We start from the raw sequence: 24,903 nt of genomic DNA on the forward strand, positions 1-24,903 counted from the left end.
GAAAAACCGGCCGAGAAATTCGCCACCGGAGGTGATCCGTCCGCGCCGTCGCTCCGTACCTGAGTGGGGAGCAGGGTCGGCCGGTGGGGGCGCCGCCGCGAGACGATCGAGGAGCAGATGGCCCGGGAGCTGCCCGCCTCGGAGTACCGGCCGAGCGTCTCGACCACCTCGGCAGGCGTGCCGGCGGCGCCGTTGGCGCGCAACTCGTCCGGGTCACGACCGATCGCCTCGGCGCGCCGCTTCACCTCGGCCTCGTTGCGGCCGCAGCACAGCACGAGCGCGTTGGACCAGGCCATTGTGGACGGATCGCGGTCGATCTCGGCGCAGGCGTCGCGTACCCGCTGGAACTGCGTGACGGTGTCCTCGACCGAGACGAACGGCAGGTTGAACTCGTCGGCGTACCGGGCGGCCAGGCGGGGCGTGCGCTTCGGTCCCATGCCGCCGAGCAGGATCGGCGGGCGAGGGCTCTGCACCGGCTTGGGCAGCGCCGGCGAGTCGCTGACCGGGTAGTACGTGCCGGGGAAGTCGAACGTGGAGCCCGCCGGGGTGGACCAGAGCCCGGTGATCACCGCGAGCTGCTCCTCCAGCCGGTCGAACCGCTCCCCCAGCGGCGGGAACGGGATGCCGTACGCGGTGTGTTCCTCGGCGTACCAGCCGGTGCCGATGCCCAGCTCGACCCGGCCGCCGCTCATCTGGTCGACCTGCGCCACCGTGATCGCCAGCGGGCCGGGGAGCCGGAACGTGGCGGCGGTCATCAGCGTGCCGAGCCGGATCCGGGTGGTGTCGCGGGCCAGCCCGGCGAGCGTGGTCCAGGCGTCGGTCGGGCCGGGGTCACCGCTCACCGAGCCCATCTTCAGGTAGTGGTCGGAGCGGAAGAACGCGGCGAAGCCGGTCTCCTCCGCGCGCCGGGCCACGGCGAGGAGCTGGTCGTACGTGGCGCCCTGCTGGGGTTCGGTGAAGATCCGCAGTTCCATGCCCCGAGCATATGGAGCCCGGCGGGGCCGGGCACGACGACCCAGCATTCCTTGACAGGCATATAACCAGCGGGGCATATTGCGAGGTGTGACAGTCGACGCCTTCGCCGTGCTGGCCGAGCCCTCCCGGCGCCGCATCCTGGACCGGCTGCGCCGGACCGAGAGCAGCGTCGGCGAGCTGGTGGACGCGCTGGGCATGAGCCAGCCGGCCGTCTCCAAGCACCTGCGCGTGCTCCGCGACGCCGGACTGGTCACCTGCCGTACTGCCGCGCAGCGGCGGATCTACCGGGTCGACACCGCGCCGCTACGAGCAGTCGACGACTGGCTCGAGCCGTACCGGTCGATGTGGACCACGCATCTCGACGCCCTGGAACGCCATCTCGACAGTCAGGAGTGACAGATGGACCGCGCCACGTTCCGCCCCGGCCCACTCGCCCGGGTCAAGCTGACACCCGAAAACGAACTGGTCTTCGTCCGCGACCTGCGGCACCCGCCGGAAACCGTGTGGGCCGCGCTCACCGACCCGGATCGGCTCGCCGAGTGGGCGCCGTTCCTGGCCGACCGTGACCTGGGCCGCCCCGGCGACGCCGTACTCAGCGCCGTCGACGGCGACCAGAGCTACCCGGCGCCGGCCCGGGTGCTGCGCGCCGACCGGCCGCACCTGCTGGAGTACACCTGGGGCGACGACCTGCTGCGCTGGGAGCTGGCCGCCAACGGCGACGGCACCACGCTCACGCTGCGGCACCGGGTCGGCGGTCCCGACCTCGCCGCGATGACTGCCGCCGGCTGGCACGTCTGCCTCGACGTCGCCGCGCATCTGCTCGACGGCGACCCGGTCGGCCCGATCCGGGGCGCGGAGGCGAAGGACTTCGGCTGGGCGGACCTGCGCGACGCGTACGCCGAACGCCTGAACCGCGACTGACGACTGCGGTCACCCGGTCCGGCGGCGCAGCCACCCGGCGGCGCCGCCGACAAGCGTCGTTCCGATGGTGGTGCCGATCGCCACGAGCGCCGCCCCGACCGCCCACAGGCCGGTGTCGTCGGTCGAGGCGGCGTGCACCGCCCACGGCACGGTGAACGCCACTGTCATCACTGTCGCCACCAGCCAGATGTTCAGCCACCAGCCGGCGACGGCGGCCAGCGCGCCCAGGGTCAGCACCGCGGCGGCGACCTGCCAGACCGCGTACGGCCCGCTCATGTCGCCGGTCTGCGGGTCCACGGTCCAGCCGGACTCCCAGCTCAGCCAGGCCACCCACGCGCCGGCCGTGGCCAGCGCCAGGAACAGACCGCCGAGCAGCGTACGTCTCGTCGTCACGCCTTCGATCCTGCCCGGCCGGCGGGGCGGGCGAATGAGCACGCGTACTCGATTTCGCCGCCGCGCACACGGCGGTGTGCGCGGCGTGTGCGCCCGGTGCCAGCGGCCCCGGCCATCGTCGGCGTCATGAGTTACGCATTCGAAGCGGAGGGCCTGGTCAAGCGGTTCGGTACGACGACCGCGCTGGCCGGGATCGACCTCGCCGCACGCCGGGGGACCGTGCTGGGGGTGCTGGGGCCCAACGGCGCCGGCAAGACCACTGCGGTACGGATCCTCGCCACGCTGTTGCGCCCGGACGGGGGGCGCGCGACTGTCGGCGGCTACGACGTGGTCACCGACGCCGCCCGGGTACGGCGGCTGATCGGGCTGACCGGCCAGTACGCCTCGGTGGACGAGGACCTGACCGGCACCCAGAACCTGGTGCTGATCGGCCGGCTGCTCGACCTGAGCCGCCACGAGGCGCGGGCGCGGGCGGCGGAGCTGCTCGCCTGGTTCGGCCTGACCGACGCGGCCGGACGCCCGGCCAAGACGTACTCCGGTGGCATGCGCCGCCGCCTGGACCTGGCGGCGAGCCTGGTCGGCCGGCCGGAGGTGATCTACCTGGACGAGCCGACGACCGGGCTGGACCCGGCGAAGCGGGAGGAGATGTGGGGGGTGGTCCGCTCGCTCGTCGACGACGGGTCGACGGTGCTGCTGACCACGCAGTACCTGGACGAGGCCGACGCGCTCGCCGACGAGATCTCGGTGATCGACCACGGGCGGGTGATCGCGCACGGTACGCCGGGCGAGCTGAAGCGGATCGCGGGCAGCCAGACGATCGTGGTCCGGCCGACCGATCCGGGCCGGATCGGCGCGGTCGCCGAGATCCTGCGCGCCGCCACCGGGGCCGATCCCGAGCTGCCCCGGCCGGGCGTGCTCACCGTGCCGGTGGACGACGACACCCCGTTCACCGCTGTGGTCCGCCGGCTCGACGACGCCGGCATCGGAGTGGTCGAGCTGGCGTTGCGGCTGCCCAGCCTCGACGAGGTGTTCTTCACGTTGACCGGCCACGGCGCCGAGGAGCAGGCGGAGGTGGCGGCATGACCACGACGACCCGTACGGCGACGCCGCCGCCCCGGACCGGCACGCCCCGCGCCTCCGCCCGTCCGTTCGGGCTGGTCCGGCACAGTCTCGCGCTGGCCGGCCGCAGCCTGGTCAAGACGATCCGGACCCCGGAACAACTGCTCGACGTCACGCTCCAGCCGGTCGTCTTCGTGCTGATCTTCGTCTACCTGCTCGGCGGCGCGGTCGCCGGCTCGCAGCACGAGTACCTGCAGTTCCTGCTGCCCGCGATCATGGTGCAGACCGTGCTGTTCGCGTCCATCGCGACCGGCGTCAGCCTCAACACCGACGTCGAGAAGGGCGTCTTCGACAGGTTCCGCAGCCTGCCGATCGCCCGGTCCGCGCCGCTCGTCGGCTCGGTGGTCGGCGACCTGGTCCGGTTCGTGGTCTCCATCGCGGTGCTGCTGGGGTTCGGCTACGCGCTCGGCTTCCGGATCGGCACCGATCCGCTGTCCGCGCTCGCCGCCTGCCTGCTGACCATCGCGTTCGCGTTCGCGGTCAGCTGGATCGGCGTGCTGCTCGGGGTGCTGATGCGCAGCCCGGGCGCGGTGCAGGGCACGGCGTTCCTGCTGCTGTTCCCGCTGACCTTCGGCACCAACATGATGGTGCCGACGGACACGCTGCCCGGCTGGTTGCAGTGGTGGGTCGGGGTCAACCCGGTGGCCGACGTGATGGAGGCGGCCCGGGGTCTGATGATCGGCGGCCCGGTGGCCGGGCCGGTGACCCGGTCGCTGCTCTGGACCGTGGCGATCATCGCGGTGTTCGCGCCGCTCGCCGTCCGCGCCTACCGCCGCCGCGCCTGAGGGCGCCTCATCCCAGCCGGGTCGCCGCCCACGAACGCGAGGGCGTCGGCCCGGCTGCGGCCGTGACCCCGGGCGTACGCGGCGGCGTATCCGTCCTCGCCCAGCTCGGCGCGCAGCCGCTCGGCGAGCCGCTGCGCGTCGGGATTGGAGCGGTCCGGCCGCCCGCGCAGCGAGTCGGAGACGCCGAGCAGTTCGGCCGCGCGCTCGTACCGGCCCTCGGCCACCGCCAACGCGACCCAGCCGACCGTGACGATCGCGACCACCGGCATGTCCCGGGCGGCGAGGGCCCGCGTGGTCGCCTCGTCGAGACAGCGACGCGCACCCGGCAGGTCACCGCGGGCCAGCGCCAGATGGCCCGTCTCGGTCAGCAGCAGGGCGCGGAACTGCGGGGCGGCCAACGGTGTCTCGGCCTGGCGGCGCGTCGCCTCGGCGAGGCACTCCTGCGCCTCGTCCAGCGACCCCTCGGAGCGGGCGATGCTGCCGAGCATCATCAGCCCGAACGCCGCGTCCCGGCCGTTCCGGTCGGTCACGAACCGGCGCAGTTCGGCCTTGGCGCCGGCCACGTCGCCGGAGCGGGCGCGGATCGCGGCGAGCCAGATCAGCTGGAAGCCGGGCTCGGAGGCCGGGTTGAGTTCCCGGGCCAGCCGCACCGACTCCTCCAGCGCCGCGGTCGCCGCCTCGAAGTCGCCGCGTTTGGTGAGCGCGTCGGCGTACTCGCTGAGCACGTGCGACAGGCTCATCCGCTCGCCGACCGCGCGCAGCTCCGCGGCGGCGTCGGTCAGGTCACGCAGCATGCCGTCGGCGTCGCCGTCGTTCTCCTTGAACTTGCCGCGTACCCCCAGCAGCGTGCCGTCGGTCCACGGGTCGGGATGCCCGCGCGCACGGTCGATCGCCGCGATCCCGGCCGCCGTGTCGTCGTCGAAGATCGACAGCATCGGCGCGAGCAGCCCCACGATCGGATGCTTGGTCCCCTCCACCGCCCGCAGGGTCGTGGTCAGCTCGGCGATCTGCTCCGGCGTCGGCCCCCGCTCGCCGCCTGCCAGCTCCGAACCGATGCGGATGGCGAGCACCACCGCCCGCTCCTCCGCCGGGGCCGGGCCGGGCAGCGCCAGCGCGCGGGCCAGCACGTCACCGCCGATGCCGCCGTCGCCCCAGATCACCAGCGGCAACGCCAGCCCCGCGCCGATGCGCAGCGCGGTGTCGGCGTCACCGGCGTCGCAGGCGTAGTGCAGCGCGCCGACGATGTTCTCCCGTTCCGCCTCCAGCAGCCGCAGCCACGGCAGCTGACCGGCCGTGCGCAGGTGCGGCTCCGCGGTCCGGACCAGCTCCCGGAAGTACGCCGCGTGCGCGGCGCGCGCCCCGGCCGACGCCCCGGCGGCGGCGAGCCGTTCCAGCCCGTACTCCCGGATGGTCTCCAGCATCCGGAACCGCCCATCGCCGACCACCTGGAGCAGCGACTTGTCCACGAGCGCGTCGAGCAGCGCGGCGGCGGCCGGGCCGGCGACGCCGGCCGCCGAGTCGGCGGTGACCGACGCCGGGAAGACCGTGAGCCGTTCGGCGAGCTGCCGCTCGTCGTCGGTGAGCAGCCCCCAGCTCCAGTCCACCACCGCCCGCAGCGTGCGGTGCCGGGGCAGCGCGGTGCGGCTGCCGCCGGTCAGCAGCCGGAACCGGTCGTCCAGACCGGCCGCGACCTGCCGCGGTGACAGCGTCCGCAGGCGCGCCGCCGCGAGTTCGATGGCCAGCGGCAGGCCGTCGAGCCGCCGGCAGATCTCCACCACCGCCGCCACGTTCTCGCCGGTCACCGCGAACCCGGGCCGCACGGCGGCGGCCCGGTCGCGCAGCAACTGCACCGACGGGTACGCGAGCGCGTCGCCCGGCGTCGCGTCCGCCGGTGGCAGCCGCAACGGGGGTACGGGTTCCAGCACCTCGCCGACGATGCCGAGCGGCTCCCGGGACGTGGCCAGCACGCGCAGCCCCGGACAGTGGCCGAGCAGGTCCTCGGCGAGCCGGGCGGCGGCCTCGACGACGTGTTCGCAGTTGTCCAGCACGATCAGCGTCTCGTCGGTGGCGATCGTGTCCACCAGGCGGCCGAGCGTGTCGCGGGCCGGCTGGCGTACCGGTTCCAGCTTCCGGTCCCGCCGCCCGAGCGTGTCGAGCACGGCCCGTGGCACGTCCGCCGGGTCGGTGATCGGTGCCAGCTCGACCAGCCACGCCCCGCCGGGTACGCCGTCGGCGAGCCGGCCCGCCGCCACGCTCGCCAGCCGCGTCTTGCCGGCTCCGCCCGGCCCGAGCAGGGTGACCAGCCGGTTGCCGGCGAGCAGCCCGGTGAGCCGGCGCAGGTCCTCGTCGCGCCCGACGAAGGTGGTGAGCGCGGCCCGCAGGTTGCCCCGCGTCACGGCCGTCGGCTGCGGCGGGGCCGCCTCGCCGCGCAGCAGCTCCAGGTGCGCGGCCCGCAACTGCGGCGACGGGTCGACGCCCAGCTCGTCGGCGAGCCGCTGCCGGATCCGCTCGTACGCGGCGAGCGCCTCGGCGGGCCGCCCGGCGGCGGCGAGCGTACGCAGGTGCAGTTCGGCCAGCCGCTCCCGCAGCGGATGCGCGGCGGTCAGCTCCTCCAGCTCGGCGACCAGCAGTTCCGGCCGCCCGGCGCGCAGCTCCGCCTCGATCCGGTCCTCCTGCGCGGTGAGCCGCAGTTCCGCCAGCCGCGCCACCGCTGCCGCCGCGTACGGCGCGTCGGTGACCTCGGCCAGCGCCGGCCCCCGCCACAGCGCGAGCGCGTCGCGCAACATCGTCCGCGCCGTCGCCGGGTCCCCGTCGCGAAGCGCCGCCCGCCCCTGCCGGGTCAGCCGCTCGAACCGCCCCGCGTCCACGTCGTCCGGGTCCAGGTCGAGCCGGTAGCCCGCGGGGCTGCTGCGTACCCCGAGCCCGGGCACCGCCCGGCGCAGCCGGGACACGAGCGTCTGCACCGCGTTCGGGGTATCGGTCGGCGGCTCGTCGCCCCAGAGCGCCTCGGCCAGCGCGGGCACGCTCACCGGCCGGCCCGGATCCAGGGCGAGGCGGATCAGCAGCGCCCGCAGCCGCGCCCCGGCGACGTCGAGCGGCCGGTCGCCGTCGCGGACCTCAAGCGGCCCGAGGATCCCCACCCGCACCATGCCACTCTCTCACCCGCCGTCGAACCGATGGTGGCAAGATCGCGGGCGTGACGAGTGTGTCCCGCCCGCTGCCACGGCTCGTGGGGCCGGAGGCGTTCGCGGACGTCCCCGCCGACCGGCTCCTGGCGGTGCTGGAGGCGGTCACGATGGTCCTCACGCTCCCCCACCGCGCCGCCGAGCGGGTGGACGCGCTGGTGGTGGCCACCGGCCAGGGCGAGGACTGGCGTCTCACCGACGCGATCCGCGCTTGGGAGACCGGCCCGGCGCTGCGGCACCTGCTGGTGGCGAACACCGACTCGGCCGAGCGGACGTACCGCCCGCTCACACTGGACCGGCTGCGCGGACTCGGTCTGCGCCGGGTCGACGGGGTCGTGCTCCAGGCCGAGCCGGTCACCGGCACCGGCCGGCAGGCCACCTGGGTCGTGGAGCAGGTACGGGCGCTGGGCATCGGCAGCGTCGCGCTCGTCGTCTCGCCGTACCACCTGGTCCGGGTCTACCTCACCGTGCTGCGGGCCTGCGACGACGCCGGCCTGCGGATCCCGATGGTCCCGCTACCAGTGGCTGTCGCACCGGACGCCCCGGTGCCGGAGACCGGCGCGGCCGGGTACGACCTGGTGGCCGGCGAGGTCAGCCGGTTGCTCCGCTATCCCGGCCAGGGGTGGATCGCCACCCCGGAACGGCTACGCGACTACCTGCGCTGGCTCTGGTCCGAGCACCGTCCCCTGCTCACCGGCGCCTGAAGGTTCCCCGGCGGGCTACGCGTCGGGGATCCGGACGGTGAGCACCCGGGTGAGGACGCGGAAACCGGCCGCGTCGTACATGCGGCGGGCCGGGTTGCCGTCGACCACCGACAGGCCGACGGACGGCAGTCCCGTCTCCCGCGCGCCGCGCAGCGCGTGGACGAGCAGCGCCCGCCCGAATCCGCGCCGCTGCGCCCGGGGCGCGACACCGAGGTTGAGGATCCAGACGCAGTCGTCGTCGGTCCACGGCACCGGTCCGGCGCACAGCACGTGCCCGGCGCTGCGGCCGTCCGGGTCGATCAGCCGGGCCGAGGCGGGCACCAGCGGCGGCACCGGTTCGCCGGTGTCGAACATCGCCCGCACCTGTTCGGTGTCGCTGGGCTGCCAGCGGCCGTCCGGGTGGTCCGGGCCGTACGCCGCGTCCAGTCCCTCGGCGAGTTCGTCGTCCCAGCCGGGGGCGCCGAGCGACCAGCCGTCCGGCAGCGCCACCGGTTCCGGCACGTCGGTCAGGTCGTGCCGCATGTCCGTGGCGGCCCGGCTCAGCTTCAGCCCGTCGGCCACCAGCGCCGCCGCCAGCGCCTCGTCCGGCGTCTCCAGCCGATGCCCGGCGAGGTCACGCCGCACCTGCGCGACGAGCCGGGTGAGCGGCGCCCCGGCCAGCGGCCTCACGCCGGCCGCGACCCGCGTGCCGTCGTCGTCCCGCAGCCGCATCCGGGCCAGCGGCACGTCGTCGGCATCGAACAGCAGCGAGTCGTCAGGGGCGTCGGGGTGCGGTAGTACCGGCATTCGCGGCAGCGTACCCGGCGCGCCCCGCCCCCGCTTCCCCGCCGATCTTGGAGTTGTGGCGCCTGAATCGCCCTACTCGGTGACATTTGTCAACCGCCACAACTCCAAGATCGGCGTCGGGCGGGACCGGCGAGCGGTGGGAGGCGCCTAGGGTTGGGGGGTGAGCAGGGTCGATCGGGGCAGCAGGACGATCGGGGCCGCGCCGGCAGCGGTGTACGGGGCGCTCGTGGATCGGGCGGCCCTGGAGGCTTGGTTGCCGCCGGACGGGATGCGCGGGCGGATCGAGCGGTGGGATCCTCGGCCCGGGGGCGGGTTCCGGATGGTGCTCACCTATCTCGATCCGGCGGGCAGCCCGGGCAAGACGTCGGACGCCACCGACGTGGTCGACGTCGGGTTCGCCGAACTCGTACCGGCGCGCCGGGTCGTGCAGACCGCCGTGTTCCAGGCCGACGACCCGGCGTACGCGGGCACCATGACCATGACCTGGCACCTCGCAGCGGCCGGCGACGGCACCGAGGTGACGGTCACGGCCACCGGCGTACCACCGGGCATCGACCAGGCGGTGCACGAGGAGGGCATCGCGTCCTCGCTGGCGCACCTGGCCGCGTACCTCGAACCGGGCGGCTGACCTCGGCGGACGCCGGGATTGGCGGCGGTTTTTGCGGGTAGCCGCCGGCGGTGACCGGGCAGTGGGAGGGGCGCGGCGGCCGGCGGGGGTCGTCGCGGCGCGCCGGCCTGGACGCGGAACGGTTCGACGAGGCGTGGGAGCGCGTGAACGAGCGCGGCCGGGCCGCCGGGCGGGACCGGATGCAGCAGCTGCGGGTCAAGTCCGTACTCGCCGTGCAGGCCGGTCTGGCGGCGGCGCTGGCCTGGGCCGTCGCGCGCTGGATCACCGGCATGCCGAGCCCGATCTTCGCCCCGGCGGCCGCGGTCGCGGTGATCACCTCGTCGTTCGGACGGCGCCTCTCCAACACCGTCGAGCTGCTCGCCGGGGTGACGCTCGGCATCATCGTGTCGGACCTGCTGATCGGTGCCGTCGGCGCCGGGGTGTGGCAGACCGGCGTGATCGTCGCGGCGTCCGTCCTGGTCGCGCTGGCCTTGAGTACGCGGGGCGGGATCGTGGGCAACGCCAGCGGTACGGCGGTGCTGCTCGGCGCGCTCTCCTCGTCCCGGCACACGCTGGAGTTCCCCCGCTTCGTGGACGCGCTGATCGGCGGCGGCGTGGGCCTGGTGGTGACGCTGCTGCTGGTGCCGATCAACCCGCTGCGGGTCATGCGGCGGGTGGCCGCGCCGACGTTGCGGCAGCTCGCCGACCAGCTCGCGGCGACCGCCACCGCCCTACGGCGACGCGATCACGAACTGGCCGACCGGGCGCTGAGCCGGTCGCAGGCGATCGGCACGGACCTGGGCCGGTTCTGGGACGTCTTCGGCGGCGCGAAGGAAACCGTCGACCTCGCCCCGGCCCGGTGGCCGAGGCGGCAATCCGTTCAGCATTACCAGCTCGGCGCGCCGGACGTGGACCAGGCGGTCTGGAACACCCGGGTGCTGGCGCGGCGGGCCGTGGTGCTGATCGAGGACGGGGAGCCGATCCCGGAGAGCCTGCCGGACGCCGTGGAGGCGCTCGGCGCGGCGGTGCACGCCGTACAGGAGGAGGTTCTCGCGGACCAGGGTCCGGAGGACGCCCGCCGGCACGCGCTGAGCGCGGTGGCGGCGGCGACGCGCGCGGAGCTGGCCGGGACCGGGCTGTCCGGCACGGTGATCGTGGGGCAGGTCCGGACCGCCGCGAGCGACATCCTCCAGGCGACCGGGATGGAGCGGGAGGAGGCGCTGCGGCGCATCCGGGAGGTGGCCGCCGCGCAGTCGTGACCCGGTCAGTCGTCCCCGCGTACGCGGGCGTGCAGGTGCATGTCGTGCCGTCCGTCGTCGTGCACGGCCGCGCTGCGCTTGGTGCCCTCCAGCCGGAACCCGGCCTTGACCGCCACCCGGCACGACGCGACGTTGCCGGTGGAGTGGTCCAGCCAGAGCCGGTGCAGCCGGCCGTCCGCGAGCGCCCACGCGCTCAGCGCCCGCAGCGCGCCGGAGGCCACGCCGGTGCCGCGGGCGGCCGGAACCACCCAGTACGCGCACGCGGCCTCGCCGTCGTCGAGGTTGACGCCGCCCAACGTCATGCGCCCCACCACCTCGTCGCCCCGGGTCACCGCCCAGCTCGCGCCCGTCTCCTCCTGCCACGATCGACGGGAGTGGGCGAACCACTGGAGGACCTGCTCCGGCGACGCGGGCCGGCGGGTGTGCCAGCGGCGGATCTCCGGATCCTGGTACGCGGCCAGGACGGTCGGCGCGTCCCCGTCCGCCCAGGGGCGCAGGACCAGGCCGCCCTCGGCGGGCAACGTCGGTTGCGGGCCGCCGGCCAACGTACCGGCGGGAACGGCGGGCGGTGTGGACACCTGAAAGCGCATGCCCGACTCTCCCCCGCCGACCACCCCACATGTCAATCGGGTTCAGATCGGCACGTGCGAGGGTCCACGCGCCACGTGGCCGCTCGGCTAGGGTGCGCTGGTGGCAGTGACGGCAGCGGGCGTCTTCCGGCGTACGCCGCGGGAACGGCCTGGGTGTGCCGGGACACCTACCCGGACCGGCCGATCGGTCTCGCGGGGTTGCGGTTCGCGGGCGAGCGCCAGGTCTTCCACGTGTACGCGACCTGGGCGGACTGGGCGTTCGACCACGCCGGATGGAACCGGGAGGCGGACCTGCTCGCCATCACCGCATGCCGCACCAGTACTGGGGTGATCCGCTCCCCCGCGCCCGCGACTACGTGAACCGGCATCCCCGGCCGACGGCCAGGCTGATGTGCCAACGCGCCCTGGTCGACTTCGCGACCGGGTGGATGGCCACCAACCGCACGGGCTGATCGCCGTCCCCGTCCGCCGCCCGGACTCGCACGACGGACGGGGCGCTCGACTCACGCGGGGCGTTGTTCGTTCTCCTCGCCAGGAGGACGCTGGCGGAGCGGCTCGGTCGTGTGACCTTCGGACGGCGGCGGCATCAACAGAGCGGTCGGGTCCGCACCCGACGGTACAGCGGGTCCACTCAACGCCGCGGGCGCGTCGGGATACGCGGCGCCGCTGTGTTCCCGCAAGTGCTCGCGGAGTTGGGAGATCATCCTGTCCACGGAGGACGGCTCCGTCACACCCTGGATACCCATCGCCTCGTTGGGCGCGATCCCCAGCCAGAGGTCGACAGCCACCCGGCCGGAGACGAGCAGTTTGATGATCTGGCGCTGCGTGTAGTGCCCGAACTGTGCACCCATGTTCGGCCCGTTGCCGATGGCTCCCGAGAAGACCCCGCCGCTGTTGCCGTCGGAGCCGGGTTTCCACTGCTCGTTGAAGACGCTCACCCGGTCCGCGGACGTCTCCATCCCGTCCACGTTGCCGAGCGCGTACTCCTTCGTGGAGTCGCGGATCGTGAACCCGGTGGCGATGTCGAGCACGCACTCGTACACCGGCAGGCGCCAGTTCGACATGTAGACGATCATGATCTTGTACGCGGAGTAGCGGAGTTTGCCGTCCCGTCCCCTGTTCCAGTGGAACGGGAGAACCGAGAACAGCTCGGGGATTCCGTAGAAGACGAGATAGGGCTGCCTGCCCTGGGAAAGCTCGGTGGGGTGGATGTTCAGCCGCCGGTAGCCCATCTGCGCGATGGCTTCCTCGGCCCCGTACAGCCAGGCGTCCATCTCCTGATCGGTCGCCCGGGGATAGGCGCGCCGGCGCGCCTCCGCATAGTTCAGGAGCCCGATGAGCCCCAGGACGACGAGCGCGGCGCCGCCGACCCCACAGAGGAATCCGAGACAGATCGCCGCGTCACCGACGGCGAACATCACCAGGGCCATCAGCAGGAGTCCGCCACCGAATGCCAGCTTGACGTACTGGGCTACCGGCGTGGACGGTTCGGGCGCGAAATACTTGCCGGCTCGCTCTGCGCGTTGTTCAGGATGCATCAGATCCCCTGGTTTCGGCTGAGCCCCTGCCAGGTCGGGCACTCGACAGCAGGAACGTGGTTGATGATCTCGCGGGCGCGATCACTGCCGACGCCCGACAGCGCCGCCTGAAGGCCGCGCAGCCTGGAACGGTCGGTCGGAATGCCACGGATTTCGTAGTAGTCCTCGATGATCAGCGCCCAGAGGGCTCGCAAATGGTTGCTCGTATAGCCGGGCTCGATCTGAATGCCGATCTGCAGCAGATTCTCCATCGCCCGGATCACCTCGTACCGGTACCCGCCGGGGCGTCGGCCGCCGAGAGCGGCCAGCACCCGGTAGTAGTAGACATCGACTTCGCGTGGATACATGTTCACGAGCGTGTTGAAGCGCTCCAGGGCCCGCGCGTACGCCCCATTGTTGAGAGCAGCGACCGCCTCGACGAATTCCGGGTCGACGCGGATCTGCTCCGGGAGCAGGTCCGCCAACGGCGGCCAGGCCTCAGCCAGCGTGGCGAGCGGGATGATCCACGAGATCCGCAGGCTCTTGTCCATGTCGGCGGTCGAAACCATGCCGACGACGCGGCCCGACGTGACGTCGACAACGGGGCCGCCGCTGTATCCGCGCTGGATCTGGCCGTCGAATCCGGGCAGACCGTTCACCTGGATGAGCTTCCCGGTCTCATCAGGCCCGATGACCTGGACCCGGGTCCGCTGACCGCGGTCGTCCGCCGCCGAATACTGTTCCGGAAAGCCGAGCGCGTCGAGCGGCGTCTCCGGCCGCGGCGGCGCACTGGGCCCGAGCGGCGCCGCAGGCCAGCTCTCCGGCACGTCGACGACTGCCACGTCGGTCCCGTCGTACCGGCCCGGACTCCAGCCCGGCACCGCGTAGCGGGTGGAACAGACCTGGCCCGAGCCCCAGCCCCCCGGCGCCTCCGCCCAGCACCGGACCCGGCCCTCGACCACGTGAGCGCACGTGAGGGCCACGCCCGGCGCCACGACGAATGCGGTTCCCAGCACCTCCGACGGAGCACCATCATTCGTCGTGGCTCGGATCCGCAGCCGCCAGGGTTCAGAGGAGGTGATCATTTCGGTGCGGAGTCTTCCCGTCGCCAGACCAGTTCGACACCGAGGTTTCCTTCGTACGCGGTCTTCGCGATGACGGCGTTCATCTCAGCCGTCATCTTCACGGCGAAGGTGAGCTTGACCTCGCTCGGCCCCAGGTCCTCGCGGAACACACGCATGGCCTCCAGAGCCGCCGCGCGGACGCTCCGAAGTGACTCCTCGAAGGATCTCGGTTCGGTGCGACCGCTGCGGCCCACCGGCCCGATGCCGGCGCTCTCGCCACGAAGATCCAGGTCCTGGCCATCGACCTCGATGAGGACCGGATCCGCTCCATGCACCGCGAATTGCCTGGTAACTGGCACAGCACTCCTTCGACCGGAAGGAAAAGAGGTCAGCGGGACAATGCAGACGACGCGACAATGCGTCGAGGATCGACCGGCAGCACACCCGCAACTTGCGAGGATCGTTCAACCGGCTTGAAATCGATCCTGGCGTTCGCGCGCTGATGCCAGGATCAGACATTCGGCCGGTTCGGATGTCAGCAACACGACTTCTGGTCGAATATCGCGCTCCACTGAGGACTTGGCCCGATGATCAAATCTGCGTCGGCGCGAGACTGGTAACCGAATGGGCGGAGTGGTGGCGTAGGACGTCGTTGACCTGGCGGGGCGGAGTTCGCATCCGCGACCGTGGGATTACGAGATCAAGATTGGCGGCATCGCACGCATCCCGTTTTCCGGTACGGTGACGCTTCACGAGTCGCGCCCTTACCGGTGATGGCCTCGCCGTTCAGGAGGTGACGCGCGTGAGAAGGACCAGCCGCATGGTGTGGTGGGCGCTCAGCATCTTCCTGATGGCGGCACCGGCAGCCTGTACGTCCTCAAGCGGTTCGAGCCAGGGTGGGGCCAGACCACCCACGCCAACTGCGTCTCTGGGCACCGACCCCAGCGCGACCCCGTCAGCTGACGTGGGCGCCGGGCAGGAGTCGTGCACCAAATCGGTCGATACGATCACGGAACCGCCGGCGGGTTATCGGCTCGTGGGAGAGGACGTCGCGGTACCTGCCCGGCCGGTGCTTCAAGTAGCGGAATCGGGGCAACCGGACCCGGCAGCCCGACTGTTCGCCAAATGGGGCTTGGTCGTACGCGGCGGCGCAGTGGTCGACCTTCGGGTGGCAGCCGGCTGGGAGGACAAGGCGCGTCTCGGATGGGGCTCGTCAGTGGTGCCGGCCGTGAGCGCCCACGTGCGCGCCTGCGCACCTGTCGATGACCGACCTCAGTGGCTGGCCTTCGTCGGCGGCACCTGGGTTGCGCGGCCGGCCTGCCTACCGCTCACCATCACGTCGCGGGGGCAGACGGCGCACGTACAACTAGGTGTCGGTGTCCCCTGCGACGGAACCACGCCGCCGAGTTCGTAGGAATCCTGAGCTTGAAGCTTACTTGTCTAGGGCTCGAGCGTGGTGGGCATGCCGAAGGCGGCGACGTGACGGGCACCGATGAAGGCGTTGCTCTCTGCGATCTTCCCGTTCTCGATCCGGAGTACGTCGACGACCAACGCCTCGTAGTGCCGGCTGCCGGGCCGGCGGAGATAGTTGATCAGTGCCGGGCGCCCGTTGGCCGAGGTGGGGAACGTACGCCAGTCGAGCGGTCGGCCGAGGAACTCCGCGGCCGTGTCGATCCCGACGACCGGCGGCTCGGGCGGCATCGTGATCCGTACGTCCTCGGCGAGCAGTTCCCGTATCGTCTCCGGGTCCTTCGCGTCGGCGTAGCGGCGCAGGATCTCTTCGTCCTCACTGGTGAGCTGCGGGCGGCGCCAGTCCTTCGGGTCCGACGGAGCGCGTCCCCGAAGGGTGTGGCGGGCCCGCTGGAGGAGGCTGTTGACGGCCGCTACGGCGGTGTCGAGCGCGACGGCGATCTCCTGCGGCGTCCAGCCGTGGACGTCGCGCAGCACGAAGGCCGCCCGCTGCCGCGGCGGCAGGTACATGAGCGCCGCGATCACGGCCAGCTCGACGGTCTCCCGAGCGGCGAGACCGGCCTGCGCGTCGTCGGCCAGCAGGGCGTCGGGATAGGGACCGAGCTCGGTGGACCACTCCAGCGGATCACCGTACGGCACCGCCCGTCGACCGGCCGCCTTGCGGCTGTCGAGGAAGACGTTCGTGGCGATCCGGTACAACCAGGTACGCGCCGACGCCCGGCCCTCGAAGCGGTCGCGAGCCCGCCAGGCACGCAGGAAGGTCTCCTGCACCAGGTCGTCCGCGTCGGTGACGTTCCCGGCGAGGCGGTAGCAGTGGACGTGTAGCTCACGCCGGTGCTCGTCGAAGGCGCGCCGCAGCCAGATCGCCTGCTCGTCAGACGAGTCGGGCATGTGATTTCCCCGGGGCTGAGTGGTGCTCACAACCGTACTGACGACCGCGGACCGCATCCGTCATCGGTCACCGATGACACTCGCCGACTCGGTCGTCTGTACCTGTGACCGATCCCCACTCCACGAAGGAGACAGCCATGACGGCAACCCCCGCGTCCAGCGCCGCCGCGCCCCCGGTCGTCGACCGGGAGACCTGGCTGCGCAAGCGCGACGAACTGCTCGTACGGGAGAAGGCCCACACCCGCGAAGGAGACGCGATCGCAGCCGCTCGTCGTCAGCTACCGATGACCTTGATGCCGACGGTGACGGTGCGGGGCCCTGGCGGCGACACCCCGCTGGTGGAGGTGTTCGAGGGCCGCCGGATGCTCATCGCCTACTTCCATATGTGGCACGACGGCAATCCGTACGAGCATCAGTGTGAGGGGTGCACCTTCTCGACCTGTCACATGCAGACGCTGGACTACCTGCATGCTCGGGACGTCACCTACGCCGTCTTCTGCGAGGGTCCCTACGACGAAAGCGCCCCGTTCGCGGAGTTCATGGGCTACAGGTTCCCCTGGTATTCGGCGAAGGACTCCGACCCGGCTCTGGCCGACGGTCGTCACTTCGGGTTCATCGCGTGCTACCTGCGCGACGGCGACAAGGTCTACGAGACCTACTGGACCACCGGGCGGGGCGTGGAGGCGTTGATGACCACCTACCACGCTCTGGATCTCACGGTGTACGGCCGGCAGGAGAACTGGGAGAACTCGCCTGAAGGCTGGCCGCGGGTCACCGGGCACCCGTGGCGTCTCGACGGCCGCCCCACCGCGCAATGGTCGCGCCCCGGCGTTGCACCGCGATGACGTCCTGATCGTAGTTGAGCTGGGAAAACGGCTGGTGGGGCGGGCGGGGTTCGACCCCGCCACCGAGGGAATCATGAGATCAAGATGGGCGACCCACCGACCTGCCTGAATGGGCTCTCACCAGCGGAAACACCTCTCGATATCTCTCACCACTCCCCCAGCGGCGGTCGGCCTCTTGCGGACTGGGTGCGAACTGCCCGCAAGCCTCTCGTCCCGCAAGAGGCGGCTACCCATCGAGCGCCTTCTGCCACGCCGACAGCTCCTGTCGAAGCCGTCCCACCTCATCAGGTGAGGCGTCCGGGAATCTGGGCACTGCTTCAGCGATTCCCTCCACCGCCTCCTCACCGATCACCTGACTGATGGCATCCCATAGGACCCTTCGCGCCCGAGACGCTTGAGGGCCGATCAGCCACTCGTCGATGAAGCGGTCGACGGTCCCGGCGTCTGCATGGCCGCCTGCCATCCTTGAACCGATCCGGTCAATCGAGCGGGTGAGGCACTCAAGGAAGCGAGCTACCTCGATCGCCCGGTCAAGTGGGACGGTCACCGTTGATTCGTCGCGGTTCACATCCAAGGCTGCCCCTCTGGATCAAGATGCCGTCGCAGACCGTCCAGATCCTCGACGGATAGCCGCCAGTCTGCCCCCGTCCCCCGGATAGGTGCCAAGAACTGCGGTGCCCGGTGGGGGTCAAGGATGGCTGTAGGCCATCGGCATACCGACGCGCAGCGCCCTTGACGCCGGGCGGGTGGCGTAGAGGATCGGGCACCCGGGGACGGTTCACGCCCTGGCCCTCATCGTCGTCAAACCGCATTCGGCGACCTACGAGAGGCCGGGGGCAAGCAGTTCCGCTGCGCGGCAGCCGATCGCCCCAACCTCAACTGGGAGCGACGCCTACGCCGATCGTCCCGCCTCACAGCCCTTCAAGCCCTTGGTAGGCCCCGTCAGCGTGGCCGGCCGGCCCGGCCGATGCCGGCGCTTGCGCCGCCAGCAGGCCGCCTTGATCTTAAAGAGGCCAATTCGGCAGTTCGCGGTGTAGAACTCTTGTCTTCCGTCGGCTGATGCGCGACACCCGTCCGCCAACTGATCGGCGACACCTACGCGCTGGTCGCGGCATGAGCGAGCGTCAGCGATGATGGCGCGACCGTTCAGATGGGGAAACGATGACAACACGACCGACTCTGTTCCTGACGGTAGGACTGCCAGGCACCGGGAAGACCACAGAAGCGCGGCGCATAGAAGTCGAGGAGCAGGCTCTTCGCCTCACGAAGGACGAGTGGGTAAAGGCCCTGTACGGCCTCGCGAACCCGCCGTCGGCCTCGGACGTGATCGAAGGACGGCTCATCGAGATTGGGCTGCGCGCCCTCAATCTCGGCATCAACGTCGTCATCGACTTCGGCCTCTGGGGTCGAGATGAGCGCTCCGCGCTACGGCAGGCAGCTGCCGACCTCGGCGCGGCGGTGGAGATGCGCTACTTCGAACTCCCACCGGCCGAGCAACGGAGACGACTCGACCAACGCCAAGCCGAAGAGCCGCACACGACGTGGCACATGTCCGACGAGGAACTCGACAGGTGGGCTGCCCTCATCAGCATCCCGACCGAAGGAGAACTCGACGGCAGTGAACCCGTCGACTGCCCGCCGGCAGAATTCGCGACGTGGGAGGACTGGCGCAGGCATCGCTGGCCTCCGTCGGTCCCCTGACACCAAGGATTCCGAACCAACCACCCATCGGCAGACCGCACGTCCCGACGCCCACTGATGTGCCCCGGTGACGAGCTGGTGTTCACATCCCCAACGGGCGAGGTGTTGCGTAACAACAACTTCCGTCGCCGGGTCTTCGACCGGGCTTCGGCGTCGATCGAGCTTGCGAACCGGACGCCGCACGAGCTGCGGCACAACGGCGGCCAGTGTCGCGGTGGCGGAGGGGCCAATGTGAAGGCGGCCATGACCTCGACGCAGTGCACCCGAGCCGTCGGCACCATGGCTGAGCTGGAGAAACGGCTTGGTGGGGCGGGCGGGGTTCGAACCCGCGACCGAGGGATTATGAGTCCCCTGCTCTAACCGGCTGAGCTACCGCCCCGTCACCGCGCCGGATCGTAACCCGCCGATCGTTTCGCGGACCACCACCGGCCGGGCGGAAAGAGTACCGCGACAGCACGATGGGCTACGCGAGGATAACAACGCGCAACCCACCGGCCAACGGCTCTACGCGCGCCGGAGATCGGCGATGACGGCGCCGACCGTGCGCCAGCCGCTGGCGAGCGCGCCCTGGATGGACGGGCTGTCCCGGTGGTCCCCGGCCACGTACAGGCCGTCGCCGAGCGCGACCGGCTTGCGCAGGCGGCCCTGCGGCGGCGGGGCGGCGGGCAGCGCGTCCGGCACGGTGATGGTGGTGAGGTGGGTCCAGTCGGCGGTGGAGCGGCCGTAGAGGCGGTCCAGTTCGCGGCGGATCACCGGTTCGGGTGGGGTCTGCGGGCCGACCACCGAGGTGGCGACCAGGTGCTGGCCATCCGGGGCGTACGTGGGCGCGGCCCGGCTCACCACCACCGTGTTGGCGATCGTTTCCCGCCGGTCGCCGTCGAGCAGCAGGATCGGCTCGTCCAGTGGCGCCGTCTCGGTGCGGTGGTAGTAGGTGGTGTAGGCGTGCATGCGTACCCTCGGCAGCCCGGGCAGCAGCGTGGCCGCCGCCGGCGGGTCGGCCGCGACCACGACGGCGCGGCAGGTGATCTCGCCGGACGGGGTGCGGACGCGGCCGGGCGCGACCTCGGTGACCGGGGTGTTCAGGTCGATCAGCTCGGCGGGCAGCGGCGCGGCGAGCGCCCGGGGCAGCGCCGCCATGCCGTCCGCGGGCAGGCCGATGCGGCCCCGGGCGAAGGAGCGCATGATGACCGCGAGGACGTGGCTGGAGGTGGCCAGCTCGCGGTCGAGCAGCACGCCGGACAGGAACGGCCGGAGCAGTTCCTCGATGATCGCGTCGGAGAGCCCGGCCCGGCGCAGCGCCTTCTCGGCGCTGGTCTCGGGTGTGTTGAGCAGCCGCCCGACCGGCAGCGTCGCGTAGCCGGCGGCGAGCGCGCCGAAGCGCAGCCGGTCGGTCAGTGTCCCGATGCCGGCGGTGAGCGTGGCGGGCGCGCCGGCGGGTTCGCGCAGCGGGTTGACGAGGCGTTCCAGGCGGTCGCCGCGGCGCACCAGGACGCCGGGCGTGAACCAGCCCATCTCGAGGGCGCCGACGTCGACCAGGCCGGCCAGCCGTGGGTACGCGGTGTTCAGCACCTGGAAGCCGCGGTCCAGCAGGAACCCGTCGACGCGGTCGGTGGCGACCCGCCCGCCGAGCCGGTCGCTCGCCTCCAGCAGCCGCCAGGGCACGCCGGCCCGGTGCAGCCGCCGGGTGGTGGCGAGACCGGCCAGGCCGCCGCCGGCGACCACCACGTCGGTGTCAGGCACGGTCCACCCCCGCGCCGGCCCGGTCGCCCTCGCGGTGCGACCGCGACAACCGGCCTGGCCACCAGACCTTCGGCCCGATGTCGTACGCGAGCGCGGGCACCAGCAGCGAGCGGACCACTATGGTGTCGAGCAGGACGCCGACGGCGACGGCCACGCCCAGCTCGACGAGCACGACGAGCGGCAGTACGGCGAGCGCGGAGAACGTGGCGGCGAGCACGATGCCGGCGGAGGTGATCACGCCGCCGGTGACGGCCAGGCCGACGAGCACACCGGCGCGGGTGCCGCGGCGTACCGATTCCTCCCGGACCCGGCTCATCAGGAAGATGTTGTAGTCGATGCCGAGCGCGACCAGGAAGACGAACGCGAACAGCGGGAACGACTGGTCGACGCCGGGGAAGTCGAACACGTACTTGAACAGCAGCGCGCAGAGGCCGAGCGTGGCCAGGAACGACAGCACCACCGTGGCGATCAGCAGCACGGGGGCGACCAGGGCGCGCAGCAGCACGGCCAGGATGACCGCGATGACCAGCAGCACCACCGGGATGATCACGTTGCGGTCGCGGACGGAGGCGTCGGCGGTGTCCACGTTGATCGCGGTGAAACCGCCGACCACGGCGTCCGCGCCGGGCACGGCGGGCACCGCCTCGCGCAGGTCGCGGATGGTCCGCTCGGCGCCGTTGCTGTCCGGCGCGTCGGCGAGCGTGACGTTGAGCTGCACCCGCCCGTCGACCACCTTGGGGGGCGCGTTCGGGTCGGGCGGCGCGTTCTCGCCGCGCTGGCCGAGCGGCAGCACCGAGGCGACTCCCGGTACGCCCTGCGCCACCTGGGCGACCTGCCGCGCGGTGTCCTGGGTGGTGAAGATGGTGGCGGGGCTGCCGGTGCCGGCCGGGAAGTGCCTGTCGATGACCTCCTGCCCGGCCACCGAGTCGGTGCGCTGGGTGAACAGCTGGGACTGGCCGAGCGTGGTGGCGCCGAGCCGGGTCACCCCGATCGCGAGCACGGCGAGCGCCACGGCGGTGACGACCCAGACCGTACGGGAGCGGCGCGCCACGAAGCCGGCGATCCGCGCCCAGATGCCGTGCTCGGCGCGCGGGTCGGCCTCGTCGTGCCGGGGCCGCCGGGGCCAGAACGCCCATCTCCCGCCGAGGACCAGCAGCGCGGGCAGGAACGTGAGCATCACCAGCAGCGTGGCGGCGATGCCGACGGCGCTCACCGGGCCGAGCGCCCGGTTGGAGTTGAGACTGGACAGCAGCAGGCAGAGCAGGCTGACGATGACTGTGGCGCCGGAGGCGACGATGGCCGGCGCGGCGCCCTTCCAGGCGGTCTTCATCGCGTCCCAGGGCCGCTCGTGCCGGTGCAGTTCCTCCCGGTAGCGGGCGATGAGCAGCAGCGCGTAGTCGGTGCCGGCGCCGAACACGAGCACGGTGAGGATGCCCTGTGCCTGCCCGTTGAGCTTGACGATGTCGTGGTCGGCGAGCAGGTAGACGAAGACGGCCGCCAGCGAGTACGACATCCCGGCGGCCAGCAGCGGGAAGATCCACAGCACCGGGCTGCGGTAGACGACGAGGAGGATGACCAGGACCACGGTGAGGGTGACGAGCAGCAGCGGGCCGTCGATCGCGCCGAACACCTCGATCAGGTCGCCGAGCAGCCCGGCGGGTCCGGCGACGTCGACGGTGAGCCCGTCGCGGTCCGGGCCGGCGATGTCGCGCAGGCGTTCCACCACCGCGCGGATCTGTTCGCCCTCGCCGCTGTCGATCGGCACGATCACCTGGGCGGCCTGCCGGTCCTGGCTGACGACCGGTGGCGGCAGCGGGCCGACCACGCCCGGTACGTCGGCGAAGCGGGCCGCGTCGGCCTGGATCCGTTGCTGGTCGGCCGGGGTGAGGCCGCCGGCGCGTTCGTAGACCACGAGCGCCGGCGTGGTCTCCCGGTCGACGAATCCGGCGGCCAGATCCTGCGCGCGGGTGGCCTCGGCGTCGGCCGGTAGGAAGGAGGCGTTGTCGTTGGTGGAGACCTCGCCGAGCTTGCCCGAGTACGGCCCGGCGACGCCGCCGATGATCAGCCAGCCGAGCACCACGGCTACCGCGATCAGCGTCGCGGTCCAGCGGCTGCGTCCTGCGGCCATCTCCACCGTCCTCGAATCGACGCAACAATCGACGCAGCGGGAGTCTAGGTCGACGCCGACCATCCTGCCGGGCGACTGACGACTCGCGGGCGGAAACCGGGCAGCCGGGACACGCGAGGGGCCGGAACGGGAAACGCCCGCCGGCAGGGCCGACGGGCGTGACGTGGAGCGAAGCTCCCCCGATTGGACTCGAACCAATAACCTGCCGGTTAACAGCCGGCTGCTCTGCCAATTGAGCTACAGGGGACCGTGCACCGCTCGGATCGGATCTCTCCGCTCCGTGCGACGGGGACAAGAGTACAGGACATCGGGGGGTTGTGCGCCAGGGGGTTACCGGAGGAGGACCGGACCGGCGGACGCGCCAGGATTACGGACAAATCGTCATCTCGGCACAGGGAGGCATGAGCGGAGAGCAGGATGGGTAGTTAGCCGTCGACAGAGAACGCAGGCGCAAGATGGTCGTTCCGCCGAGCCGGCGGAAATCGGCAAGAGCGTCAGGTACGGAAGGAGCCGCCATGCGCGGAAAGATCATGTTTCTTGGCGGGCTGGCTGCGGGATTCGTCCTGGGCGCCCGTGCCGGCCGGGAGAAGTACGAGGAGCTGGTGGTCCGGGGGCGCAAGGTGCTCGACCACCCGACCGTCCAGGAGGCGGCCGACGTCGCGCAGGCCCAGGCGACCCGCCTCTACTCCGAGGGCAAGGACAAGCTGGGGCAGACCAAGCTGGGTGAGAAGCTCGCCACCGGCAACGGTGGCAAGCCGGGCATGACCGAGGCCGACAAGCCGTTCGCGGGCACGCCGGCCGCGGTCGGCAGCCGCAGCGCCAACGGCACGGGCTCGACCAGTTCGACCAGCGCGTCCGGCTCGAGCACGACCGGCACGAGCACCAAGCCGTCCACCGGCAACACGCTCTGACGCAAGCGGACAGCGGGCCGGTCACCTCCGGGTGACCGGCCCGCTCCCGTGTGCTCGGGCGCCGATGTGGCACATTCTCCGTGGGGAGGTGACCACATGCCGATGGTCGGACCGGAAACGGCGGATCAGGCGCGGCTGCTGCGCCTGCTGCGCGACGACGGCCCGCGGTCCCGGGTCGAGCTGACCGACCTCCTCGGCCTGCCGCGGGCCCGGTTCGCCGCCGAGGTGGACCGGTTGACCGCGCTGGGCCTGGTGGAGAGCGCCGGCCCGGCTGCCTCGCGGGGCGGGCGACGGTCGTCGCTGCTGCGCATCGGCGCGCAGGTCCGGTTCGGCGCGGTGCTCGTCGGCGGCGGCACGCTGCGGGTCGCGCTCACCGACGGCGAGCTGAACCCGCTGGCCCGGCACGACGAGCCGGTGGACGTCCGGCTCGGCCCGGACGTGGTGGTCGGACGCATGGTCGAGCTGCTCGGCAAGCTTCGCGTCGAGGCGGGGCTGACGTCGCTGACCGGCGTCGGTGTCGCGCTGCCCGCGCCGGTCGAGGTCCGCGACGGCACGCCGGTCTCCCCGCCGGCCCTGCCCGGCTGGCACCGCTTCCCGGTACGCGACACGCTCGCCGCCGAGCTGGGCTGCCCGGTGCAGGTCGACAACGACGCCAACGCGATGGCCCTCGGTGAACGGCACGCCGGCACCGGCCGCCCGTTCGACGACTTCCTCGCCGTCAAGCTGGGCGACGCGGTCGGCTGCGGGCTGGTGCTCGCCGGTTCGCTCTACCGGGGCGCGGCCAGCGGGGCCGGCGACATCGGCCACCTCCAGCTCAGCGAGGACGGACCGCTCTGCGGCTGCGGCAACAACGGGTGCGTCGAGGCGTACTGCGGGGATGCCGCGCTGGGGCGGGAGGCGGTGACGGCCGCGCGGGCCGGGCGCTCGACGGTGCTCGCGGACCGGCTGGCCGCGGCCGGGACGCTGGCGGTGGCCGACGTGGCGGCGGCGGCCACCGAGGGCGACCCGGCGGCGCAGACCATCGTCCGCGACGCCGCCCGCCGGCTCGGGCAGGTGCTGGTCGGGCTGGTCAGCTTCGTCAACCCGGCCATCGTCATCATCGGGGGCGCGCCGGCCGGGATCGGGCCGGTCCTGCTCGCCGAGATCCGGGGCGTGGTCTACCGGCGCTCCACGCCGCTGGCCACCGGCAGCCTGCCGATCGTCCTGTCCGACCTCGGCGACACCGCCGCCCTGATCGGCGCGGCCCACCTGGTCAGCACCCAGACCTACGCCGCCCGCTGACCCCCGCCCCCGCCCTCACCTCACCCCGTCG

Annotated in this window: 24 protein-coding genes and 2 tRNA genes; 12 read left to right on the forward strand and 14 right to left on the reverse strand. The window is 72.2% G+C overall.

The annotated features are described in order from the left end of the window. On the reverse strand, window positions 1–974 hold a 974-nt coding region (locus BAW75_RS24010), incomplete at its 3' end, for an LLM class F420-dependent oxidoreductase (protein WP_244206247.1). Window positions 975–1,062: 88 nt separating this feature from the next. Here BAW75_RS24010 and BAW75_RS24015 point away from each other — a divergent pair. Together BAW75_RS24015 and BAW75_RS24020 are read left to right on the forward strand one after the other, a co-directional pair. Then, on the forward strand, window positions 1,063–1,371 hold the full coding sequence (locus BAW75_RS24015) for an ArsR/SmtB family transcription factor (RefSeq protein ID WP_104115004.1): 309 nt from the start codon (window positions 1,063–1,065) through the stop codon (window positions 1,369–1,371). Between the two features lie 3 nt (window positions 1,372–1,374). After that, on the forward strand, window positions 1,375–1,896 hold the full coding sequence (locus BAW75_RS24020) for an SRPBCC family protein (protein WP_104115005.1): 522 nt from the start codon (window positions 1,375–1,377) through the stop codon (window positions 1,894–1,896). Between the two features lie 9 nt (window positions 1,897–1,905). Here the strand turns inward: BAW75_RS24020 and BAW75_RS24025 are convergent, their stop codons facing one another. After that, a complete protein-coding gene (locus tag BAW75_RS24025; protein WP_043329122.1) occupies window positions 1,906–2,289 on the reverse strand; it encodes a hypothetical protein in 384 nt (127 codons plus the stop codon). Between the two features lie 126 nt (window positions 2,290–2,415). Here BAW75_RS24025 and BAW75_RS24030 point away from each other — a divergent pair, with 126 nt between their 5' ends. Together BAW75_RS24030 and BAW75_RS24035 are read left to right on the forward strand one after the other, a co-directional pair. Next, window positions 2,416–3,372 (forward strand): ATP-binding cassette domain-containing protein, encoded by a 957-nt coding sequence (locus tag BAW75_RS24030; protein WP_069089112.1) that lies wholly within the window; start codon window positions 2,416–2,418, stop codon window positions 3,370–3,372. Next, window positions 3,369–4,193, forward strand: a complete 825-nt coding sequence (locus BAW75_RS24035; protein ID WP_064448199.1) for an ABC transporter permease — start codon at window positions 3,369–3,371, stop codon at window positions 4,191–4,193. Before BAW75_RS24030 ends, BAW75_RS24035 begins: the two co-directional genes overlap by 4 nt. Here the strand turns inward: BAW75_RS24035 and BAW75_RS24040 are convergent. After that, window positions 4,175–7,342 carry an AfsR/SARP family transcriptional regulator gene (locus BAW75_RS24040; RefSeq protein WP_104115006.1) on the reverse strand — a complete coding sequence of 1,056 codons (3,168 nt, stop codon included), beginning with the start codon at window positions 7,340–7,342 and terminating at the stop codon, window positions 4,175–4,177. The genes BAW75_RS24035 and BAW75_RS24040 overlap by 19 nt on opposite strands. Before the next feature lie 47 nt (window positions 7,343–7,389). Here BAW75_RS24040 and BAW75_RS24045 point away from each other — a divergent pair, with 47 nt between their 5' ends. After that, window positions 7,390–8,082: a hypothetical protein gene (locus BAW75_RS24045; RefSeq protein ID WP_402928414.1), complete on the forward strand. Its 693-nt coding sequence runs from the start codon at window positions 7,390–7,392 to the stop codon at window positions 8,080–8,082. A 15-nt stretch (window positions 8,083–8,097) separates the two neighbouring features. Here the strand turns inward: BAW75_RS24045 and BAW75_RS24050 are convergent, their stop codons facing one another. After that, entirely contained in the window at window positions 8,098–8,868 is a 771-nt protein-coding gene (locus BAW75_RS24050; RefSeq protein WP_104115008.1) for a GNAT family N-acetyltransferase, read from the reverse strand. A 160-nt stretch (window positions 8,869–9,028) separates the two neighbouring features. On the opposite strand from BAW75_RS24050, the gene BAW75_RS24055 reads away from it, so the two are divergent. Continuing rightward, the gene (locus BAW75_RS24055) at window positions 9,029–9,496 is read left to right on the forward strand and encodes an SRPBCC family protein (RefSeq protein ID WP_043329119.1); all 468 of its coding nucleotides are present in this window, start codon (window positions 9,029–9,031) and stop codon (window positions 9,494–9,496) included. A gap of 50 nt (window positions 9,497–9,546) precedes the next feature. Next, a complete protein-coding gene (locus BAW75_RS24060; RefSeq protein WP_104115009.1) occupies window positions 9,547–10,734 on the forward strand; it encodes an FUSC family protein in 1,188 nt (395 codons plus the stop codon). A gap of 5 nt (window positions 10,735–10,739) precedes the next feature. Here BAW75_RS24060 and BAW75_RS24065 read toward each other — a convergent pair whose 3' ends face one another. Then, on the reverse strand, window positions 10,740–11,324 hold the full coding sequence (locus BAW75_RS24065; RefSeq protein ID WP_104115010.1) for a GNAT family N-acetyltransferase: 585 nt from the start codon (window positions 11,322–11,324) through the stop codon (window positions 10,740–10,742). 153 nt (window positions 11,325–11,477) lie between these two features. On the opposite strand from BAW75_RS24065, the gene BAW75_RS24070 reads away from it, so the two are divergent. Further along, the gene (locus BAW75_RS24070; protein WP_244206248.1) at window positions 11,478–11,684 is read left to right on the forward strand and encodes a hypothetical protein; all 207 of its coding nucleotides are present in this window, start codon (window positions 11,478–11,480) and stop codon (window positions 11,682–11,684) included. A gap of 143 nt (window positions 11,685–11,827) precedes the next feature. On the opposite strand, the gene BAW75_RS24075 is transcribed toward BAW75_RS24070, so the two are convergent. The 4 genes from BAW75_RS24075 to BAW75_RS24100 all read right to left on the reverse strand — a co-directional run bounded on the left by BAW75_RS24075 (window position 11,828) and on the right by BAW75_RS24100 (window position 16,266). Next, complete coding sequence (locus BAW75_RS24075; RefSeq protein WP_146074895.1) at window positions 11,828–12,862, reverse strand: hypothetical protein; 1,035 nt, start codon at window positions 12,860–12,862, stop codon at window positions 11,828–11,830. After that, window positions 12,862–13,926 (reverse strand): S1 family peptidase, encoded by a 1,065-nt coding sequence (locus tag BAW75_RS24080; protein ID WP_104115012.1) that lies wholly within the window; start codon window positions 13,924–13,926, stop codon window positions 12,862–12,864. Before BAW75_RS24080 ends, BAW75_RS24075 begins: the two co-directional genes overlap by 1 nt. After that, complete coding sequence (locus BAW75_RS24085) at window positions 13,923–14,264, reverse strand: CU044_2847 family protein (protein WP_146074896.1); 342 nt, start codon at window positions 14,262–14,264, stop codon at window positions 13,923–13,925. Before BAW75_RS24085 ends, BAW75_RS24080 begins: the two co-directional genes overlap by 4 nt. Window positions 14,265–15,345: 1,081 nt before the next feature. Then, window positions 15,346–16,266, reverse strand: coding sequence for an RNA polymerase subunit sigma-70 (locus tag BAW75_RS24100; protein ID WP_104115016.1), 921 nt, complete (start codon window positions 16,264–16,266; stop codon window positions 15,346–15,348). A 137-nt stretch (window positions 16,267–16,403) separates the two neighbouring features. Between BAW75_RS24100 and BAW75_RS24105 the strand changes: the two genes are divergently transcribed. Continuing rightward, on the forward strand, window positions 16,404–17,111 hold the full coding sequence (locus BAW75_RS24105; protein WP_104115051.1) for a DUF899 family protein: 708 nt from the start codon (window positions 16,404–16,406) through the stop codon (window positions 17,109–17,111). Between the two features lie 226 nt (window positions 17,112–17,337). On the opposite strand, the gene BAW75_RS24110 is transcribed toward BAW75_RS24105, so the two are convergent. Next, a complete protein-coding gene (locus BAW75_RS24110; RefSeq protein ID WP_244206252.1) occupies window positions 17,338–17,679 on the reverse strand; it encodes a hypothetical protein in 342 nt (113 codons plus the stop codon). A 593-nt stretch (window positions 17,680–18,272) separates the two neighbouring features. On the opposite strand from BAW75_RS24110, the gene BAW75_RS24115 reads away from it, so the two are divergent. Then, complete coding sequence (locus tag BAW75_RS24115) at window positions 18,273–18,812, forward strand: ATP-binding protein (RefSeq protein WP_069088881.1); 540 nt, start codon at window positions 18,273–18,275, stop codon at window positions 18,810–18,812. Between the two features lie 302 nt (window positions 18,813–19,114). Here the strand turns inward: BAW75_RS24115 and BAW75_RS24120 are convergent. From BAW75_RS24120 to BAW75_RS24135, 4 genes are all read right to left on the reverse strand, one after another. Further along, window positions 19,115–19,191, reverse strand: a tRNA-Ile gene (locus BAW75_RS24120). 125 nt (window positions 19,192–19,316) lie between these two features. After that, window positions 19,317–20,552 (reverse strand): FAD-dependent oxidoreductase, encoded by a 1,236-nt coding sequence (locus tag BAW75_RS24125; protein WP_104115018.1) that lies wholly within the window; start codon window positions 20,550–20,552, stop codon window positions 19,317–19,319. After that, window positions 20,545–22,680 (reverse strand): MMPL family transporter, encoded by a 2,136-nt coding sequence (locus BAW75_RS24130; protein WP_104115049.1) that lies wholly within the window; start codon window positions 22,678–22,680, stop codon window positions 20,545–20,547. Before BAW75_RS24130 ends, BAW75_RS24125 begins: the two co-directional genes overlap by 8 nt. A gap of 174 nt (window positions 22,681–22,854) precedes the next feature. Next, a tRNA-Asn gene (locus tag BAW75_RS24135) sits at window positions 22,855–22,927 on the reverse strand. A gap of 268 nt (window positions 22,928–23,195) precedes the next feature. On the opposite strand from BAW75_RS24135, the gene BAW75_RS24140 reads away from it, so the two are divergent. Together BAW75_RS24140 and BAW75_RS24145 are read left to right on the forward strand one after the other, a co-directional pair. Further along, the gene (locus BAW75_RS24140) at window positions 23,196–23,591 is read left to right on the forward strand and encodes a hypothetical protein (protein WP_104115019.1); all 396 of its coding nucleotides are present in this window, start codon (window positions 23,196–23,198) and stop codon (window positions 23,589–23,591) included. Between the two features lie 96 nt (window positions 23,592–23,687). Next, on the forward strand, window positions 23,688–24,872 hold the full coding sequence (locus BAW75_RS24145; protein WP_104115020.1) for an ROK family transcriptional regulator: 1,185 nt from the start codon (window positions 23,688–23,690) through the stop codon (window positions 24,870–24,872). Window positions 24,873–24,903 lie beyond the last annotated feature (31 nt).

It is taken from the genome of Micromonospora chalcea, from assembly GCF_002926165.1.
GTDB classification, from domain to species: Bacteria; Actinomycetota; Actinomycetes; order Mycobacteriales; family Micromonosporaceae; genus Micromonospora; species Micromonospora chalcea.

Coding starts and splice junctions, on each gene's coding strand:
- BAW75_RS24020 (WP_104115005.1), top strand. CDS start 1,375: ATGGACCGCGCCACGTTCCGCCCCGGCCCACTCGCCCGGGTCAAGCTG.
- BAW75_RS24030 (WP_069089112.1), top strand. CDS start 2,416: ATGAGTTACGCATTCGAAGCGGAGGGCCTGGTCAAGCGGTTCGGTACG.
- BAW75_RS24035 (WP_064448199.1), top strand. CDS start 3,369: ATGACCACGACGACCCGTACGGCGACGCCGCCGCCCCGGACCGGCACG.
- BAW75_RS24040 (WP_104115006.1), bottom strand. CDS start 7,342: ATGGTGCGGGTGGGGATCCTCGGGCCGCTTGAGGTCCGCGACGGCGAC.
- BAW75_RS24050 (WP_104115008.1), bottom strand. CDS start 8,868: ATGCCGGTACTACCGCACCCCGACGCCCCTGACGACTCGCTGCTGTTC.
- BAW75_RS24065 (WP_104115010.1), bottom strand. CDS start 11,324: ATGCGCTTTCAGGTGTCCACACCGCCCGCCGTTCCCGCCGGTACGTTG.
- BAW75_RS24075 (WP_146074895.1), bottom strand. CDS start 12,862: ATGCATCCTGAACAACGCGCAGAGCGAGCCGGCAAGTATTTCGCGCCC.
- BAW75_RS24080 (WP_104115012.1), bottom strand. CDS start 13,926: ATGATCACCTCCTCTGAACCCTGGCGGCTGCGGATCCGAGCCACGACG.
- BAW75_RS24100 (WP_104115016.1), bottom strand. CDS start 16,266: ATGCCCGACTCGTCTGACGAGCAGGCGATCTGGCTGCGGCGCGCCTTC.
- BAW75_RS24105 (WP_104115051.1), top strand. CDS start 16,404: ATGACGGCAACCCCCGCGTCCAGCGCCGCCGCGCCCCCGGTCGTCGAC.
- BAW75_RS24115 (WP_069088881.1), top strand. CDS start 18,273: ATGACAACACGACCGACTCTGTTCCTGACGGTAGGACTGCCAGGCACC.
- BAW75_RS24130 (WP_104115049.1), bottom strand. CDS start 22,680: ATGGCCGCAGGACGCAGCCGCTGGACCGCGACGCTGATCGCGGTAGCC.
- BAW75_RS24140 (WP_104115019.1), top strand. CDS start 23,196: ATGCGCGGAAAGATCATGTTTCTTGGCGGGCTGGCTGCGGGATTCGTC.
- BAW75_RS24145 (WP_104115020.1), top strand. CDS start 23,688: ATGCCGATGGTCGGACCGGAAACGGCGGATCAGGCGCGGCTGCTGCGC.